The organism is Microbacterium sp. gxy059 (assembly GCF_050958665.1).
Classification (GTDB): domain Bacteria; phylum Actinomycetota; class Actinomycetes; order Actinomycetales; family Microbacteriaceae; genus Microbacterium.
The window spans coordinates 1-16895 of the sequence record NZ_JAMXWT010000001.1 but is presented as its reverse complement, the minus strand read 5'-3'; the positions used below and the strand labels follow the sequence as shown (position 1 = coordinate 16895).

Genomic DNA, 16895 nt, shown 5'->3' with positions numbered 1-16895 from the left:
CCTTCCTATGACACGCTTCCTCCTCCGACGCCTCGGGCTCATGCTCCTGCTGCTGTTCGGCGTCTCCGTGCTCGTGTTCTTCCTGTTCGCGCTCATGCCGGGCGACTACTTCTCGTCGAACCGGCAGCTCACGCCGCAGCGCCTCGCCGAGCTGCGCGCCCTCTACGGACTCGACCAGCCCGTGATCGTGCGCTACGTCATCTGGCTCGGCCACGCGCTGCAGGGCGACTTCGGCTACTCGCTGGTCTACAACCGCCCGGTCACCGAAGTGATCGCGCCCCTCATCAAGAACTCGTTCCTCGTCGCGTTCGCGGCCTTCGCGCTCACGTGGGTCATCGCGGTCGTCACGGGCGTGCTCGCCGCGACCCGGCAGTACTCGCTGTTCGACCGGATCGTCACGATCCTCCTGTTCGCGTCGCTGTCGATCCCGTCGTTCTTCCTCGGCCTGCTCATGATCAAGGTGTTCGCCGTCGATCTGCAGTGGCTGCCTACGGGCGGCATGCTCGACACGGCGAGCTCGTCGACGGGCATCGAGCGGATGGGGGAGATCGCGAGGCACATGGTGATGCCCGTCGCGATCCTCACCTTCCTCGGGGCCGGATCCCTCACCCGCTACTTCCGGTCGGGCATGCTCGAGCAGCTGCGATCCGACTTCGTCCGCACCGCCCGCGCGAAGGGCCTCAGCGAGCGGGCCGTCGTGTTCTCGCACGCCCTCCGCAACGCGCTGCTGCCGGCGATCACGCTGCTCGCGTTCGAGTTGCCCGGCCTGTTCTCCGGCGCGATCATCACCGAGCAGATCTTCAACTGGCCGGGCGTCGGCCGCATCCAGCTCGAGTCGGTGCAGACCCGCGACTACGAGGTGCTGATGACCATCACGCTGCTGCTGGCGGCGCTCACGATCGTGGGCAGCTTCCTCGCCGACATCCTCTACGCCGTCGCGGATCCGCGGGTGCGGCTAGTCGACCAGGTGCGCGGCGCATGACGGGCGACGGGAACCTCATCGCGGCGACGCCCGACACGGGGCGGGCGCCGCGCGTGCCGCGCAGCGCGCGCGGGCGTCGGGGCGGCCTCTGGGCGCAGTCGTTCGCGCGGCTCGTCCGCATCCCGGCGGCGTCGATCAGCATCGGCGTGCTCGTGCTGATGCTGCTGTTCAGCTTCCTCGGCCCGGTGCTCTCGCCCTACACGGGCGACGAGATCAACCTGCGCATCGCGACGCACGTGCCGACGATGGATCATCCGCTCGGCACCGACGAGTACGGGCGCGACGTCATGACCCGCCTCATGATGGCGGGGCGGATCTCGCTGACGATCGGCATCGCCTCGATGCTGCTGTCGCTCGTGCTGGGCGCCGCGCTCGGCATCGCGGCCGGCTACTTCCGCGGCTGGGTCGACACGGTCATCATGCGCGTCGCCGACCTGCTCATGTCGATCCCTGGCCTGCCGCTGCTCATCGTGCTCGCCGCGATCCTCTCCGAGCTGCGGGTCGCGCCGGAGTCGCGCATCTACATCGTGATGATCATGCTGAGCGCCATCGGCTGGCCGTCGCTCGCGCGCCTCATCCGCGGGCAGGTGCTGTCGCTGCGCGAGGAGCTGTTCATGCGCGCGACGGACGTGCTGGGCCTCAGCACCTGGTCGCGGCAGTTCCACCACCTGCTGCCCAACGTGATGCCGCTGCTCATCGTCGTGGCGACGCTCAGCACCGCCTCGGGCATCCTCAGCGAGTCGGCGCTCAGCTTCCTCGGCCTCGGCGTCGTGCCGCCGAACGCGTCGTGGGGCAACATGATCAGCGCTGCGAACAACCTCATCGACTTCCAGCACCACTGGTGGCTGTGGGTGCCGCCTGGCGTCGCCCTGCTCATCACGGTCGCCGCGATCAACGTGCTCGGCGACCGCCTGCGCGACGTCTTCGACCCGAGGAGGGGCGCATGACCGGCGAGACGGAGCGGAGGACGCTGCTGTCGGTCGAGGATCTCGCGACCGAGTTCCCGACCGAGAGCGGGCCGCGGGTCGCTGTCGCAGGCGTCACGTTCGACGTCGCCGAGGGCGAGGTCGTGAGCATCGTCGGCGAATCGGGATCCGGCAAGAGCGTCACGGCGCTGTCGCTGCTGCGCCTCGTGGACGATCCGGGGCGGATCACGGGCGGGCGGGTGCTGTTCGACGGCGACGACGTGCTCGCGATGCGCCGCACGGCGCTGCAGCGGCTGCGCGGCGACGAGGTCGGGATGATCTTCCAGGAGCCGATTCGGTCGATGAACCCCGTGTTCACGATCGGGCGGCAGATCATCGAGACGCTGCGGGCGCACACCTCGCTGTCGAAGCGCGCCGCCTACGACCGCGCGATCTCGTGGCTGGAGCGCGTGGGCCTGCCGAACCCGGAGCGCGTCATGCGCGCCTATCCGCACGAGCTGTCGGGCGGCATGATGCAGCGCGCGATGATCGCGATGGCGCTGTGCTGCGAGCCCCGCCTCCTCATCGCCGACGAGCCCACGACGGCGCTCGACGTGACGATCCAGGCGCAGATCCTCGACCTGCTCCTCGACCTGTGCGACGAGACCGGCATGGCGATCCTGTTCATCACCCACGACCTCGGGGTCGTCGCGCAGATCGCCGACGCGGTTCTCGTGATGTACGGCGGGCGCATCATCGAGCGCGGCGACGTGCTCGACATCTTCGACCGCCCCCAGCACCCCTACACGGAGGCCCTCCTGCGCACCAAGCCCGTGCTCGGCCAGCGCGCCGAGCGTCTGCCCGTGATCTCGGAGGAGGTGCGGCGCCTCGCGCTCGCCGGACCCGTGGGGGCGGCCGCGTGAGCGCGCCTCTCGTCGAGGTGACGGATCTCGTCAAGCACTTCCCCGTGCGGGGCGGCCGTCGGTCGCGCGACGTCGTGCGCGCGGTCGACGGCGTGAGCCTGTCGATCCGCGAGGGGGAGCTGTTCGGGCTCGTCGGCGAATCGGGCTCCGGCAAGACGACCTTCGGGCAGACGGTGCTGCGCATGCACGACGCGACGAGCGGATCCGTGCGGTTCCGCGGCGAGGAGATCCTCGACGTGCCGCGGAAGGATCTGCGGGGTCTGCGTCCGCGCGGGCAGTACGTGTTCCAGGATCCGTTCGGGGCCCTGAACCCGCGCCTCACGATCGTCGACGCGGTGGGCGAGCCGATGCGCACGCACGGCCTCGCGACGAAGGAGGACGAGCGCGAGCGGGTGACCGCCGTGCTGGAGGCGTGCGGGCTCGGCGCCGACGCGCTCGACCGGTTCCCGCACGAGTTCTCGGGCGGACAGCGGCAGCGCATCGTCATCGCGCGCGCGATGGCACTCGAGCCCGACTTCGTCGTGGCCGATGAGCCGGTCTCGGCGCTCGACGTGTCGATCCAGGCGCAGATCATCAACCTGTTCAGCGACCTGCGCGACGAGCGCCGCACGGCGTTCCTGTTCATCTCGCACGATCTCGGCATCGTCGAGCACCTGTGCTCGCGCGTCGCGATCATGTACCGGGGGCGCGTGGTCGAGCAGGGCACGCGCGAGCAGATCTTCGACGCGCCGCTGCACCCGTACACGCGGGAGCTGCTGGACGCGGTGCCGATCCCGGATCCGCGTCGCCGGCGCCGTCACGTGCGAGCCTCGCGCGAGTGGGCCGAGACGGCCGAGCGCCCCGCGCTGCGCGACGTGGGCGACGGGCATCTCGTCGCGCTCTGATCGGCGGGCGCTCCTCCGCGCAGGTCGCGCGCCGAGACGGGGAGCGGGCGAGAGACGTGGACGGTTCGGGTGCGGGCCTCCGCCGCACGGCTCGGCGCGCTGAGGCGCGGGGGACGCGGACGGCTGGGGTGCGGGCGCCTCGGCCGGGGAGGTGCCGTTGTGCGGTTGCGCTCGTCCGGGGCATGTCCGTCCGCGTCCGAGTGGGGTGTCTGCGCTCGGGTGGGGCGCCATCCGGGGCCTGGGTGGGGCGCCGTCGCGCGGGGCATGTCCTCGTCTGAGCGAGGTGTCCTCGCCCGGGTGGGGCGGATCCGGGCCGGTCAGCGCCGTCCGGAGAACAGCACGCTGTCGACGGGCGGGAACTCGGCCGAGCGCGCGTCGTCGTCGATCGCGGCGAGCTCGAGGTAGCTCAGCTGGTTGTCGTCGACGAACAGCAGGAGGAGCGCGCCGTCGGTCGCGGCGTCGAGCACGACCCGCGGCCCGTCGGCGTGCGTGGGACCGTCGGCGTCGCCGAGCTCGATGGACGGGCACTCGTCGCATCCGCAGCGCTCCCAGACGCGCACCTCGTCGACCTGGCTGCGCCAGAAGCGGCGCTCCGCGGCGTCCTGGGCGGGTGAGACCGAGTCGTCCCGCGCGCCGTTCTCGATGAGCGCGACGAGCACGTCGCGCTCGCGGGCGGTGAGTTCGCGGGGCTCGGACATGGGCCCATCGTGGCACCCGTCGCGGCACCCGTCCACGAGTGTTGCGGATCCGTTATGTGGGTGACTCGCATTATGGCGTGCGTGCGGATCGCTCCGCCAGGTGGGGCGGCGACAGGCGGGGCGGAGCGATGCACGACGACGCCATTTCTGTGTGCGGGACGCCGGAAGGCGGCGTGTCGGGGTCGGAGGGGCGAGGAATGGCGTCGTCCTGGATCAGACGCGCGGGAGGGCGATCGATACCCTGTGTCGATGAGCAGCGAGTCGTCGCCGTACCGCGTCCGCGCCGAGACGCCGACGGTCGAGGTCTACCTCGATCTGCGCCGGAGGGCGGGGCTGGGCGCCAGGTCGGCGGAGGCGGCGGAGGCCGGTCTGCGGGACACCTGGCACGCCGTCGTCGTGCGCCGCGGCGAGGGGGCGGTCGGGATGGGGCGCGTGATCGGCGACGGCGGGTGCTTCTTCCAGATCGTCGACATTCTGCGTGCTCCCGGAGCATCAGGGGGCGGGGCTCGGCAGGCGGATCATGGCGGCGCTGATGGCGGAGGTCGAGAGCCGTGCCCCGAAGAGCGCGCACGTGTCGCTCATTGCAGACGGCGACGCGCGCTTCCTCTACGAGAGGTTCGGCTTCGCCCCCACCGCCCCGGCATCGATCGGGATGAGCCGCACGGTGTGATCGCCGGCGCCTGCCTCGGGAACGACGAAGGCCCCGAGATCCTTGATTTCTCGCGGATCTCGGGGCCTTCGCCCTGAGCGGTGACGGTGGGTCATTGATGGAGCCACGTCAGAACGTTGAAATAGCGCACTTTACTGAGATGGCGTTATCCAAAAGTCAACCTGCCATGTCAACTCAGTCGCCGCGGATCGCGATCAGACGACCAAACGATTTCAGGGCACGTTGCGCATCGTCCCAGTCCCCCAGGCATCGCAGAAGGTCTCCTGCGTGCGCTGAGGGCACAAAGAAAGCCCGGCAACCCCATGGTGGATTGCCGGGCTCAGGACGCTCGAAGCGTTCAGGCGTTTTCCTTCTTGAGCATGTCGATCCTGTCGGCGAACTCCTCCAGAACTTTCACGGCCGCCTTGCGCTTGGCAATGGCTTCGTCGCGGCTCCTGGCGTAGAACGGGCTCTTGCGGTGGCTGTCGTCCACGAGGCCGCCGACTTCATGCTTGAGCCGAGCGAATACGCGCACGAGGTCCTTGCGGCTGAAGTCGTCGGACGGGGTCTCCGCAGTGGGGGCATTGCTTGCCATAGTTTTTCTCCTGTTGACCGGGGATTTAGTTTGGGTGTGGCAACAATACGAACTCCTAGACCTCTGTCAACTCGCGTTCTTGCGGCTGTTGGATGGAGCGTTCTGAACGCCACGTCTACACAGACGCAGTCTTCGCCGCTGTGGACCGACTCCAGCGTCTTCCAGACGAACAATCTGCTGAACAGGCAGTTTCAATACATGATGCGACGGCGGCGCTTCCTTCCCGAAACCTCGCCGCTCTCCGAGGTGTCTTGAAAACGCAAAAAGCCCTCGGACTTTTCAGTCCGAGGGCTTCCTGCTCTCGTTGGTTAGCTGGCTCGTCGCACCCGGTCGTAGCCGCGCTCCCGGCGCTCCGAGCTGGTGAGTCGTCTGTGGCCGCGATCGGTGTAGAACTTCTCGCGCTGGCGATCTACCCACTCCAGCCAATCTGAGTAGTCCTCCGCTTCGTCGTAGTATTCGGGCGCGAAGTCGAAGAATCTACTGAGGTAGACGTCAACTCTCCGGTCGAGTTCAGCGTCATCGCCCTGGCGAGGGGCGTCGCCTTTCCAGGCGTCCACGAGTTCCTGGACGTATTCCTCGATGCCGTCCCGCTCCCAGCGGGCCTCGGGCGTCCCCTTGGCCCGCTGGCAAGCGGCTCTTCAAGTGTGGGCTGCGACGGCTGGTTCGGCGTGAGCTTGCCGAGCCGCGTAGAAACCTGCGCGTTCCTTCTTCATCCATGCCGCCCAATCCCGATAGCTGGGATCTTGCTCATTCGGAGCGGTGTCGTAGAAAGGAATGAAGTAGGACTCAACCTTGCGGTCGAGGGCGTCGTTGTCTCCCTGCTCAACTGGGTATCCGTCGCGGGCGTCCATGAGCCGCTGGTAGTAGCTCTCGGCTTCCATGCGCGCCAATTCCGCCTCCGGCGAGGCCTTGAGAGTCAGGCAGACCGTCTTCCAGTCCTGCTTCGGAGCACTCTTGACAGTGGCCGTGAACGTGTCGGCGTTCTCTGCTGGCCGCGACGCCCACTTGGTCTTGCTGACTGCGGCCTCGAAGCCTCCGTCAGCTTTGGCCGACTTCCGCTTGGCCTTCTCCGAGCGACCAGCGGTCTTCCGCTTCGCAACTCCAACGGACATGCCCCGGCGCTCCCAGTAGCGCTCCGCCAGTTTGTCCTTGCCCCTCGGGGAGAGATATTCCATGAGTTCCTTGGCACTTGGAGCCTTGCCGTCCTCCCGCTCGCCACTGGCTTTTTCCACCTTTGCGAGGAGGTTCGCACGCTCATCTGCGGTGAGCACCGACACGAGCTGGCTGCTGGAAGGCCGCGGCGCCACTGGTGCCACGGGAGGCTTCGGAGCATCGGGGACTTCGCCGTAGCTGAGGAACGCAGGACCCTTGTAGACGTAGCTGCCGCTGTCGCTGTTGCCTTCCTCCAGGAAGCTCCAGTAGACCCGCAGCTCCGGGTCCGCGTTCACCGCTTGCCATGCGACGGTAGCAGCGTAGCTCTTGTCGATGTATCCATCTTCTCCGGGAGCACCGATCGGGATGGGCTGGTTGGGGTATTTCTTGGCCGACTTGACGGCCTCATCCGTAATGTAGGTCTTCCCCTTCTTCGGCTTGAGTTCCCGAATGTCGTTGGGGATAGTAGTGGGCTTGATCATGGTGATCTTCTTTCTGGAGCGGTCGCTCCGGGTTTGTTGTGCCGAGATTTCTCGGCTGTTTTTTGTTGGGGAGATCTGCTCTCCTCGATTTCTGTGGGTCGGTCGGGAACTCGCGGCTGTTCCCTTCCGAGGTCTTTGGAGTGGCTTGTCCGGACGCGAGAGCTGTCCAGATTCGCCGTTCTTGTGGTGCTGATTTTTTTCGGTTTTCAAGGTTCGTATCTGCTCGGATCCGTGTTTCCTCCCCGAGCGCCTCTCCGTTCCCGGCCTGGCAAGAACTAACTTACGGACGGTTATGGAGGCTTCGAGACCACTTCGCCGCGGGGTCCAAGGCGCTCGGGAAAATGGCCTGTTTCGGCCCGAGAATCCGAGGGATGATTCCCAGATTCGGAAAAATAAAAAAATATGGATTTGCGCTCATCGGCGTGTCGCGAAGCGCAGAGCATGTCCCAGCTCGTCGCAGGAGACGATCTAAGACGCTCCCTCGTCTCGGATGCGTCATTGTTCATCTGAAGGATTCGAGGTCGTTAGATCGCCGCCTAATGTCCCCTCGCTTCCCAGAGCGTCGATTTCGACTTATTTTTCGACTTAGAGTTGACGGATTTCACAATCCATTGCGAAAAGCGACCCTCGTCTGTCGATAGCTGCGATCTCACGGACGTGCGAACACCTGAATCCGTCCCGCAGACCCCTCCCGGGGTCTCGGGGCTCCCAGCAGCTTCCGCTGCCGGGAGGGAGTTCCAACAGCTGCCGCCAGGAGGCTCAGCCTCCCTGGAGGAAGGACCGTCTGCGCCCTTCCGGCACGCTCCGCAGCAGCGCTGTCAGGCGCTGGTGCTGCCAGGGGCGCGGCAGCGCTCCTGGCCCCTGGGCTGCTTCTACCATCGCGCCTAGAAGCAGACAGGAGTGTGCGCACACTCCACTGAGCGCTCGTCGCATTCCCAACTGACGAGGGCAGTTCTCGACCGTGTCCATCGAGTCGGCCACATCTGCCACAGCACGATGAGTGCTGAAAGCTGCCATCAAGAACCGGCACCTTTACTCAACGGCTCTACTCAGCACCAGAGATGGATGCTGGCTCTCAACCCGATCTACTCAGATGGTCAGTGGGAGACGGCGAGCGTCTCCAGGAGGCGGCAATGTCGGCGGTGGTTCTTCTTTTTTGGCGGGCACCTGGGGCCGGGGGCACTAGCGTGGCGCTCGGTCAGGCCGTGCTCCCCGGATAAACTGGCGGTCCGAGGGCATCAAGGAGGCTGGAGAGACAAGATGGCACAGCAGCGGCGCGAGATCGACAAGGCAAACTTCAACCAGGGAGCGGTGCTGCCCTACAACCTCCGCTTGCTCGACTTCGAGGGCGCCATGCAGGACGTCTATGACTTCTTCTACGATGTCAACTCCCACCTGGCTGATCGAGATCTCTCACGGCTCGACGAGCTCCTCCGGCCTGCCATCTGTTCCGGAGTCATCTCAGACATGCTCACAGAGTCGTTGGCAAAGCACAGCCGCTCCTTGACCGTGAACGCTTACTTCAACGGACACCCCGACCTCATCGTCAAGGGCGCTTACCCCGGCGACTCGGTGAAAGCTGGCGAGAAGGGCGTCGAGATCAAGTCCACTCGAAAGAAGGGCGGTGCAGTCGATACGCACGGCGGTCGCAAGCAGTGGATGTGCGTCTTCGTCTACGAGGTCGACTCCGAGGGCGAGCCCGCCATCGACCGAGCGCCGCTCCGTTTCCGAGAGGTCTATCTGGGACAAGTGGAGCCCGACGATTTCCGCCGCAACGAACGCAGTGAGCTGGGGACCCGGACTTCAACCCTGGACAAGGACGGGATCCAGAAGATCCGCAGCAACTGGATCTACTTGGATGACTCTCCGCTCAGTTGAATCTCGCTCAGGGGCTTGATCGAGTCCGCAGCAAGCGCCGCGTATTCCGCGTCTCGCTCCACTCCAATGCTCTCGTAGCCGACCGCCTGAGCGGCTGCAAGAGTTGAGCCGGACCCTGCGAATGGGTCAAGAACAATCCCCTCACCGAGCGGAAGGATAGCTCGAACAACTTGCCGCAGGAACGCCTGGGGCTTCAGCGAGGGGTGGGGGGCGATCTTGCGTTCCGTGGAGCGTGTGGGGCCTGACCGGATTACATCACCAAAGGGCTGATCCTCAGAGATTCTCCGGAGACCTCCAGTCTTCCAAGTGCGCAGATTCTGCGCCACAGTGCCCTCGAGGGGCTTCCGGAAGAGCAGCCAGGGCTCCCACATGCTTCGCGGCATAACTGAGACGTCCGCGAACTCCTCATGGGCGTTCTTGGGGCGGTCTCCTCCTCGCATGGTCTGGACAAGTCGAATAACCTCGCCGCGGCGTTCGAAGCCCGCTAAGTCGAGCGCTCGAGAAACATAATGGGAGAGCAGCGGATTGCAGGCGAGCATAATATGCCCCCCTGGTGTCAGGACACGAAGTGCCTTTTCTCCGAACGAACGGAAGAAGCGCTCCAGGTTGTCGATCTCCGCGGTCGTGAGCGTAGTGAACCTCGGGAGCGGGGAGCGCTGATGCCCATCGAAGGACGGAGGGATTCTCCAGACCCCACCCTTGCCGCTCCGGAGCTTGGTCTGCTCGCGGGAGGTGTATTCAACCAGACCGTATGGTGGATCCGTGATGATTCCATGAATGCTTGACTCGGCACGCTGATCGAGCCATTCGAGGCTATCTGCGTAGAAGAGCCGCGCTTTGCCCACCGTAGCCAGGGGCTTCTCAGTCGAGGGCTGCGAACCTGCGGGGTCTATCGGCGGGGTCAGGACAAGTTGGTAGCGGCCGCGCTCCACGCGCTCGAAGACCTCTGGCGTGTGAAGATTGAGGCAGGAACGGATTGATGACTCCGAGACTCGCCTCCCCAGCGCGTCATCAACTGAACTGATGATCTCACGCAAGGAAAGCGTGTTCTCCTCGGCATCCACGAGAGCCCGCATGACAGCGTCCCTGATCTCTCCAGGCCTCGCCTTGGGCATCTCCAGTGTCATGGGCACGATTCTACTCCTTTGACGTCTGGACGTCATATTGTGCCGGCTCGGGCGCGTCCGACGTCAAACTGTCCGTGGTGCCTTCGAGGATGCCAGCTACCTCCGACAACCACGCAGCGCCTTCCAGCCACCCCGTTGATATAACGGCGTTGCTCCCGGAGAAGAGCTTCGACAGTGGGTTGACCGCCAAACTTGCCCCACTGCCCCCAACTTCGCCCTCGCTGATCGCGGGGGCGAAGTTACGTTTTCTCGCTTCGATATGAGTTCGCATCTATCCACGGATCGCTTGGCGGTGGTCCTCTCTTCTCCCAGGGGGCGATTTTTATGCGCTGATCTTCCAGGCGACTGCGGGCCCGGTCGCTGCTTCACCGTTGTCGGGGAGTTCTTCGAGGGCCGCTTCACGGAAGGCGCTAGTTAGTGATCCTTCTTCCCCAGAATCCCGCGCGGTGTCCGCTCAAGTAGGTCAGGGCGACTGAAAGAAGATGCGGCGGGGAAGTCCGAAACGGGCAAGCTAGCCTCACTCGGTGAGGTTCTAGGAGGGCCCTCCTGCCTGGACTTTGAGTTCTTCACGCTCCCCACAGACGCAACCAGGGAGATAGTGGCGAATAATGCCCGGCCTTGCGAGGCTCGCGGCTATGCCACACCGAGTGGTGCCCGAGGCACTGAGAACTCATTCGAGGGAGATGGGGCCTTGCTTCGGCAAGGAGTCCGACAGGTGGTGGTCGGCCCGGTTGCTCACTCGCCTCGACTGAATCATTCGGTGGAGGTCATAGATACAACTGTCTCAACTGCGAGTGATCTACAGAGTGCCGTTTCTAAGCTCGGCCGCTCCGAGGTATGCGCACACCCCTGGCAACGCTCCGAGAGGGCCCCGGTGCACTGAGACCTCCTGCGACACGCCGGTAGATGTCCCAGTTTCGGAACTTCGAGGCAGCTAACCTTTGTGAGAGTGTCGGCGCCGGAACCTGTGGATAACTCGCCTTGAAGGGCTTGAGTGCCCAGTCGTTTCATGGCATCGCGCCGATCCAGACTCTCCCGTTCGCTGTGGAGGAATCAGTGGAGAGCGTGTGGATACGGCACTGAGGTCCAAGGCCTTGAACTACACCGGTGTAACTACAGAGCCTCTGACCCCGTGGAATGTCACGCTCAGCCGGTAGAATGGGAGATACCGGCGGGCAACCGACGAAAAAGCCCCTCAAGTCAGCTGCAACTGACTCAAGGGGCGGAAGCTCCTTGTTGAGGGGATGCTTCCTCCAAGGTACGCCAACCGGTCGCGTTCACCAAATGGTGGGCGTGTCGTCAACAGCTCCTTTGGAGGAAGCATGGCTAGCAAGAACAGCGGGCTGCGTCCCGGTCAGATCGCCGACACGTCGGGGCAGTATGCCCTGGTCGGCCCTCGTGGAGGCCGCACGGATTCCGAGCGGACGGTAGTCAAGGGAGAACCCTTGCCGCCGACGCCTCGCCCGAACATGAGCTACAAGCTCGTGGACGCCACCAAGCACGGAAAGCGCTGATGGCTACTCGGAGGGTCAACGGCCCTATCTATGTGTCCTGCCCTTACTGCCGGGCACAGTATGGTCCATTCAAGCGACTGATGCTGGGAGCCCGCTCCTGCTCACGCTGTGGGCGGTCTTTCAACCTCCGCTAGTCGAAGGTCCTGGGGGTGTCGGCTTCGGTCGGCACCCCCTTTTTCGTGGCCTTGAATCCGAGCCTCACTCAGCTGGCTACTTCTTCCTCAAGGCTCCGGAGTCCTACCACTTCCGGGGCCTTTTCCGTGTCTGCTCGAAGAGCCATCTGCGACCTTCTGAGCGCCGTGTCCACACGGGCGCTGTCTGCGCTGCTGTAGATCGCTCCGGACGCCTCCCAGATCAACAATCTCGCAATAGCGCGCTTCGTGAATGATGATGCGCAAGTCGCCAGATTCGTCCGAAACCCCATCTACGCTGGCGCTGCCTGCACTGCTCCAGACGCGGGATTTTTCACTTGGTTGGTTCCCAATCGTTGGAATCTGCTCTGGAGCCACCATCTTCGCCATGGAGGCGTCTGGAGCGCCTGGGGTCTTTCGAGTCGTGGCACGTCCGCGGAGGCGGCACTTTATCGAGCGTTTATGTGCCACCGGGCAGGAAGTGCTATTCGGGAGCGCCATTGATATAACTAAACGTGGTAATGAAGAACCACGTCAAAATCCCAGGTCAGAGGAGATAAATCATGAAGAGGATTGGCTACATCAGGGTCAGCACCAAGGAGCAAGAGCTGGGGCTCGAAGCACAGACGCAGCAGCTCATCGACTACGGAGTGGCGGAGGCTGACATCTTCGTAGACAGGGGAATCAGCGGCACGGTCAACAGCCATTCGGAGGTCATGGCGAAGCTCATGGCCTTCGTCTCGGAGCACCCCGCTCAAGTCGAGGTCGTGGTCTCGAAGCTCGATCGCTGGGGCCGCGACCCCGAGGACACCATCGAGAAGATCAAGGAACTCCACAAGATCGACGGCTGCCTCACCTCCCTCGCCGAAAGTGTGCTGAGGGCAACCCCGGACAACGCGGCGGGCATGCTCCTCATCCGAATCCTCCTGGCGGTAGCTGCCATGGAGCGAGAGCGGATCGCAGAGCGCACCCGCGATTCCCTGGAAGCGCTCCGTAAGCGTGGAGTTCCCCTGGGTCCACCCCCGAAGCTCACGAGCAGGGACGTGGAGTGGATCAAGGAACGGCACGAGGTCTACGGCTGGGGAGCACAGCGCATCGCCAAGGCGCTCCCCATCGAGCGGAACGTCGAAGTCAGCAAGATCACTGTGGCGAGGGTGCTCGGCCAGATCAAGGGCGCGAAGCCCTATGTGCCCAAGGACAACCACAAGTATGTGAAGCGAGCCGAGGAGCGGGCCGCGAAGGCCAGCGCAGCCACCTCCGACGCTGTGAAGGCCGCAGCATGACCACGGCCGCAGTAACTGATGTTCCCTACTGGTTCCCGGTAGATGCGTTGGCGGACTATTGGGCTCTGCCCTACGCCACGGTGCGGGACGAACTCCAGCAGCGCTTGACGCTGGGAGAGATCGGAGGCTCCCTCTGCGCTGAGGCCAGCGACGCGCTGGCCTGGGCTGATCGTAGATTCGGACTCCGCGCCTCCCAACGGATGCTCGATGACCTGGTTTCCGTAGCTGTGGTGCGACACCACGATGAGGTGCCGCTCACCGAGGAGTATGACCAGGACACGGACTCCGACCTGCCGATCCTGATATGACTCCAGCCAAAGCAGTTCAGCTGATTAGAGGCCGGTTCCCCTTCGCGGGCGCCGGCCTCTACTTTTTGACGGCGGCTCCTCCGAAGAAGCTGTCCACGTAGCCCTTGGTGGTGTCGGCGGCTTTCGCGGCCATGTCAGCGGACGAGTAGGTGGAGATCTGGGCGTCGGCGTTCTTGGGACTCCAGCCCATCATGGCTATGAGGTCATCCCGCTCTGCCCCACCTTCGATGAGGGCTGTGGTCGCGACGTGGCGCAGGGTGTGGACGGTCATGTCCTCGGGGATGTTCTTGATGGAGCCGACGAGCTCTCCCAGCGCCTGACGGTCTCGCTGGGCATAGATGGGCTTGCCGTCCTCGCGGGTGAAGAGCAGCTTGTCCAGACCCTCGCCGGGCTCGGGATGGAAGCCGGGAAGTTTGCGCTTGGCCTGCTGCTTCTTCCGGTGGGCGACGAGCATCTGCCAGGCGTCCTCGGTGATGACGATCTCCCGGTAGCCGTTCTCTGTCTTCGTCTTGGTGAGTTCCCAGCGGTTCTCGCCGATCCGCTGAGGGCAGTTGGTGCTGGACCTCCCGCAGCTCCACTTGCCTGTGGCCTTGCTGAGTTCGCAGCCATGCTCTGCGCTGATCCTCTTGAGCTGTTGCTTCACCACTACCCGTCGACCTCGCTTCGCTGGACGCGCACCGTCGAGAGAATCATCGGTCATACCCAGCACTTCGCTCTGTCGCAGTCCCAGGAGCCCAAGGAACCAACGGGCTTCCTGTCCGGCCTTGAGCGCTTCCACCATGAGGTATTCGCCCAGGAACTTCGAGGCCCGCCGGATGGCTCGGGTGTCCTCGAGGGTCTTCTTCTTCCGGGCGGGAGCCTTGAGGCCGACCATGGGATGCGCCACGAGGATGCCGTCTCGAACGTAGTAGTCCAGGGCGCTCTTGAGACAGATGAAGGTCTGGCGGATCGAGTCAGGCCCCAGGTCCTTCGCAGGCAGCGTCTCCTCGAAGAACACTTTGAGCTGACGGTAGGTGATGAGCCGCACCGACTCGGAGCCAAACGCAGGAAGCAGATGGTTCCTGATCCTCGCGTCATACATATGGAGAGTCGCGGGCGCCAAGTCATCCCGCTTGCGCTCCCGGAGCCAGTCTTCCAGGCAGTCGCCCACCGTGAGATCTTGGAGCTTGGGGTCGGGCGGCAGAGCCGATTGCGGCTCCATGCCGTAGGCAACCTTGGCCTTAAGGATCTTGCGATCCCGCTTCTCGATGGCCTCCAGCTCGGTCCGAGCCTGAGCGACAAACTGCTTGCGGCTGTCTCCCAGCACCACGGTCTTCTTTGCCCAGTAGTAGGTGGCCTCCGTGCCGTTCTTGAGCTTCCGCGTGATGGAGACGACGGTGCCCTCTCCGTCTGCGCGCTTCCGGGGCTTCAGAGGACGCTTGGGCGCGTGCTTCTTGCGCAGGATGGCTTCGAGACGCTCGATGTCCTCCGGCTGAAACTCATACACGGATCGAACATATGACCGGAGTTGATCGGAAGTCAACCTACCGTGTCAACCCAGCGAACCGTCTCACGCGAAGGAAGAAGCGCATGATCTCAACGGATTTGACTTCTCGTTGAGATCATGCGCTCATCTGGCGGTGACGGTGGGATTTGAACCCACGGTAGGGGTTACCTACACAACATTTCGAGTGTTGCACCTTCGGCCGCTCGGACACGTCACCGGGGTCAAGTTTACGGATCCGCCGCGGCGATCCCAAATCCGCGTGTCTGGGGATCCGCTGGCAGCGTGAGGCGGATCGCCGCGAGGGGTTGACGGGACGCGTCGACCGGCATAACGCGCAACCCAATGGTTGTACATCTGGAATCCGACCTGAGCGACGACGAGGTCGACCGGGTCTTCCGCGCCCTCGCCGACGCCACGCGCCGCGACATCCTCCGCCGCACCCTCGAGGGCGAGGAGACGGTGTCGCAGCTCGCGGCGACCTACGACATGTCCTTCGCGGCCGTGCAGAAGCACGTCGCCGTGCTCGAGCAGGCCGGCCTCGTCAGCAAGCACGCCGCCGGTCGAGAGCGCCGCGTGCGCGGCGAGCTCGACGCGATCCATCGGGTGCAGCGCCTGCTCGCCCGATACGAGCACGTCTGGCGAGGCCGCATCGAGCGCCTCGACGCGCTGCTCGCCGACGACTGATCCGCGCCTCCCGGCGCCCACCCCGAAAGGCTCATCATGCCCGTCACCTCCGTCGAGAAGGACCTCGACGCCCTGACGATGACCATCGTCGCCGACTTCCCCGTCCCCGTCCGCCGGCTGTGGGACGCCTACGCCGACCCCCGCCAGATCGAGCGGTTCTGGGGCCCGCCCGAGTTCCCCGCCACCTTCTTCCGCCACGACATGAGCGTCGGGGGCCGATCGCAGTTCGCGATGACCGGGCCCGACGGATCCTCGCACGGCGGTTTCTGGGAGTTTCTGGCGGTCGACGAGGGGAGGAGCTTCGAGGTGCGCGACGGATTCGCGGGGCCCGACGGCGAGCCCGCGGCCGACATGCCCACGATGCGCATGGTGTTCTCGTTCTCCGAGACCGACGACGGATCCCGGCTCACCACGACCACCTGGTTCGGATCCGCAGACGAGCTCGAGCAGCTGATCTCCATGGGCATGGAGGAGGGGACGCGCGCCGCCATGACGCAGATCGACGCCGTCGTCGCCGACCTCGCCTCGTTCGCGGCCGGGCGCGGCACCGAGGTGCAGCTCCTCGGCGAGGACCGCGCGCGCATCAGTCGCGTGATCCGGGGGAGCGTCGACGAGGTGTGGCGCGCCCACCACGACCCCGACCTGCTGCGCCGCTGGCAGCTCGGGCCCGACGGCTGGACGATGCCCGTCTGCGAGGTCGCCGAGGCCGTCGGCGACAGCTATCGGTACGAGTGGGAGAAGGAAGCCGGGACCGAGCGGTTCGGCTTCACCGGCTCGGTGCTCGAGATCGACGCCCCGCGGCGCGAGGTCGCGACCGAGGCGATGATCGGAGCGGAGGGATCGTCCGTGCGCAACGAGATGACGCTCACCCCCGTCGACGGCGGCACGCTGCTGGCGCTCGTCGTCACCTATCCCGACGCCGACACCAGGGAGGCGATCCTCGCCACCGGCATGGCCGACGGCATGGAGCAGAGCTACGCCCGCCTCGAGGGGGTGCTGGGCTGACGCCGGATCGGACCCGTCGGTAGGGTCGGGGCATGCCGCATCTCCTCGGAACGCTCATCACCGTCGGGACCTGGGTCGTGCTCTTCGCCGCGGCCTGGTTCGTGATCCGCACCGCGGTGCTCTCGGCGCTGCGCGCCCACGAGCGGGAGAAGCGCGCGCCGCCGGTGTGACGGACATCACGATCATGGCCGCCGACGGCCCGGAGGAGC

General features: G+C 65.0%; 15 protein-coding genes, 1 tRNA gene and 1 pseudogene. 11 read left to right on the top strand and 6 right to left on the bottom strand.

Features of this window, described 5'->3' with window-relative positions:
* The first annotated feature begins 7 nt into the window (after window positions 1–7).
* The 4 genes from NHL53_RS00085 to NHL53_RS00070 are packed head-to-tail and all read left to right on the top strand — an operon-like array spanning window position 8 to window position 3694.
* Complete coding sequence (locus NHL53_RS00085; protein ID WP_433773900.1) at window positions 8–982, top strand: ABC transporter permease; 975 nt, start codon at window positions 8–10, stop codon at window positions 980–982.
* Window positions 979–1929 (top strand): ABC transporter permease, encoded by a 951-nt coding sequence (locus tag NHL53_RS00080; protein WP_433773898.1) that lies wholly within the window; start codon window positions 979–981, stop codon window positions 1927–1929. The genes NHL53_RS00085 and NHL53_RS00080 overlap by 4 nt, the downstream gene beginning before the upstream one ends.
* Window positions 1926–2810, top strand: a complete 885-nt coding sequence (locus tag NHL53_RS00075) for an ABC transporter ATP-binding protein (RefSeq protein ID WP_433773896.1) — start codon at window positions 1926–1928, stop codon at window positions 2808–2810. The genes NHL53_RS00080 and NHL53_RS00075 overlap by 4 nt, the downstream gene beginning before the upstream one ends.
* Complete coding sequence (locus tag NHL53_RS00070; protein ID WP_433773894.1) at window positions 2807–3694, top strand: ABC transporter ATP-binding protein; 888 nt, start codon at window positions 2807–2809, stop codon at window positions 3692–3694. Before NHL53_RS00075 ends, NHL53_RS00070 begins: the two co-directional genes overlap by 4 nt.
* Window positions 3695–4011: 317 nt before the next feature.
* On the opposite strand, the gene NHL53_RS00065 is transcribed toward NHL53_RS00070, so the two are convergent.
* The gene (locus NHL53_RS00065) at window positions 4012–4392 is read right to left on the bottom strand and encodes a hypothetical protein (RefSeq protein ID WP_433773892.1); all 381 of its coding nucleotides are present in this window, start codon (window positions 4390–4392) and stop codon (window positions 4012–4014) included.
* 469 nt (window positions 4393–4861) lie between these two features.
* Between NHL53_RS00065 and NHL53_RS00060 the strand changes: the two are divergent.
* A pseudogene (locus tag NHL53_RS00060) lies at window positions 4862–5062 on the top strand (GNAT family N-acetyltransferase); the annotation flags it as partial.
* 337 nt (window positions 5063–5399) lie between these two features.
* On the opposite strand, the gene NHL53_RS00055 reads toward NHL53_RS00060, so the two are convergent.
* Both NHL53_RS00055 and NHL53_RS00050 read right to left on the bottom strand, forming a co-directional pair.
* Entirely contained in the window at window positions 5400–5636 is a 237-nt protein-coding gene (locus NHL53_RS00055) for a hypothetical protein (protein ID WP_433773890.1), read from the bottom strand.
* 638 nt (window positions 5637–6274) lie between these two features.
* Window positions 6275–7270 carry a hypothetical protein gene (locus NHL53_RS00050; protein ID WP_433773889.1) on the bottom strand — a complete coding sequence of 332 codons (996 nt, stop codon included), beginning with the start codon at window positions 7268–7270 and terminating at the stop codon, window positions 6275–6277.
* Window positions 7271–8530: 1260 nt separating this feature from the next.
* On the opposite strand from NHL53_RS00050, the gene NHL53_RS00045 reads away from it, so the two are divergent.
* A complete protein-coding gene (locus NHL53_RS00045) occupies window positions 8531–9148 on the top strand; it encodes a hypothetical protein (protein WP_433773887.1) in 618 nt (205 codons plus the stop codon).
* Here the strand turns inward: NHL53_RS00045 and NHL53_RS00040 are convergent.
* Window positions 9121–10275, bottom strand: a complete 1155-nt coding sequence (locus tag NHL53_RS00040) for a DNA-methyltransferase (RefSeq protein WP_433773885.1) — start codon at window positions 10273–10275, stop codon at window positions 9121–9123. The two genes, NHL53_RS00045 and NHL53_RS00040, sit on opposite strands and share 28 nt — an antisense overlap.
* A 2208-nt stretch (window positions 10276–12483) precedes the next feature.
* On the opposite strand from NHL53_RS00040, the gene NHL53_RS00035 reads away from it, so the two are divergent.
* Window positions 12484–13203, top strand: a complete 720-nt coding sequence (locus NHL53_RS00035; RefSeq protein WP_433773883.1) for a recombinase family protein — start codon at window positions 12484–12486, stop codon at window positions 13201–13203.
* Window positions 13200–13511 (top strand): hypothetical protein, encoded by a 312-nt coding sequence (locus NHL53_RS00030; RefSeq protein WP_433773881.1) that lies wholly within the window; start codon window positions 13200–13202, stop codon window positions 13509–13511. Before NHL53_RS00035 ends, NHL53_RS00030 begins: the two co-directional genes overlap by 4 nt.
* 58 nt (window positions 13512–13569) lie before the next feature.
* Here the strand turns inward: NHL53_RS00030 and NHL53_RS00025 are convergent, their stop codons facing one another.
* Together NHL53_RS00025 and NHL53_RS00020 are read right to left on the bottom strand one after the other, a co-directional pair.
* Entirely contained in the window at window positions 13570–14997 is a 1428-nt protein-coding gene (locus tag NHL53_RS00025) for a tyrosine-type recombinase/integrase (RefSeq protein WP_433773879.1), read from the bottom strand.
* Window positions 14998–15125: 128 nt separating this feature from the next.
* Window positions 15126–15214 (bottom strand) — tRNA-Ser (locus NHL53_RS00020).
* A 125-nt stretch (window positions 15215–15339) separates the two neighbouring features.
* Here NHL53_RS00020 and NHL53_RS00015 point away from each other — a divergent pair.
* The 3 genes from NHL53_RS00015 to NHL53_RS00005 are packed head-to-tail and all read left to right on the top strand — an operon-like array spanning window position 15340 to window position 16856.
* Entirely contained in the window at window positions 15340–15681 is a 342-nt protein-coding gene (locus NHL53_RS00015) for an ArsR/SmtB family transcription factor (protein WP_433773877.1), read from the top strand.
* Between the two features lie 36 nt (window positions 15682–15717).
* Window positions 15718–16686, top strand: a complete 969-nt coding sequence (locus NHL53_RS00010; protein WP_433773875.1) for an SRPBCC family protein — start codon at window positions 15718–15720, stop codon at window positions 16684–16686.
* Window positions 16687–16718: 32 nt separating this feature from the next.
* Complete coding sequence (locus tag NHL53_RS00005; protein WP_433773873.1) at window positions 16719–16856, top strand: hypothetical protein; 138 nt, start codon at window positions 16719–16721, stop codon at window positions 16854–16856.
* Window positions 16857–16895: the final 39 nt, after the last annotated feature.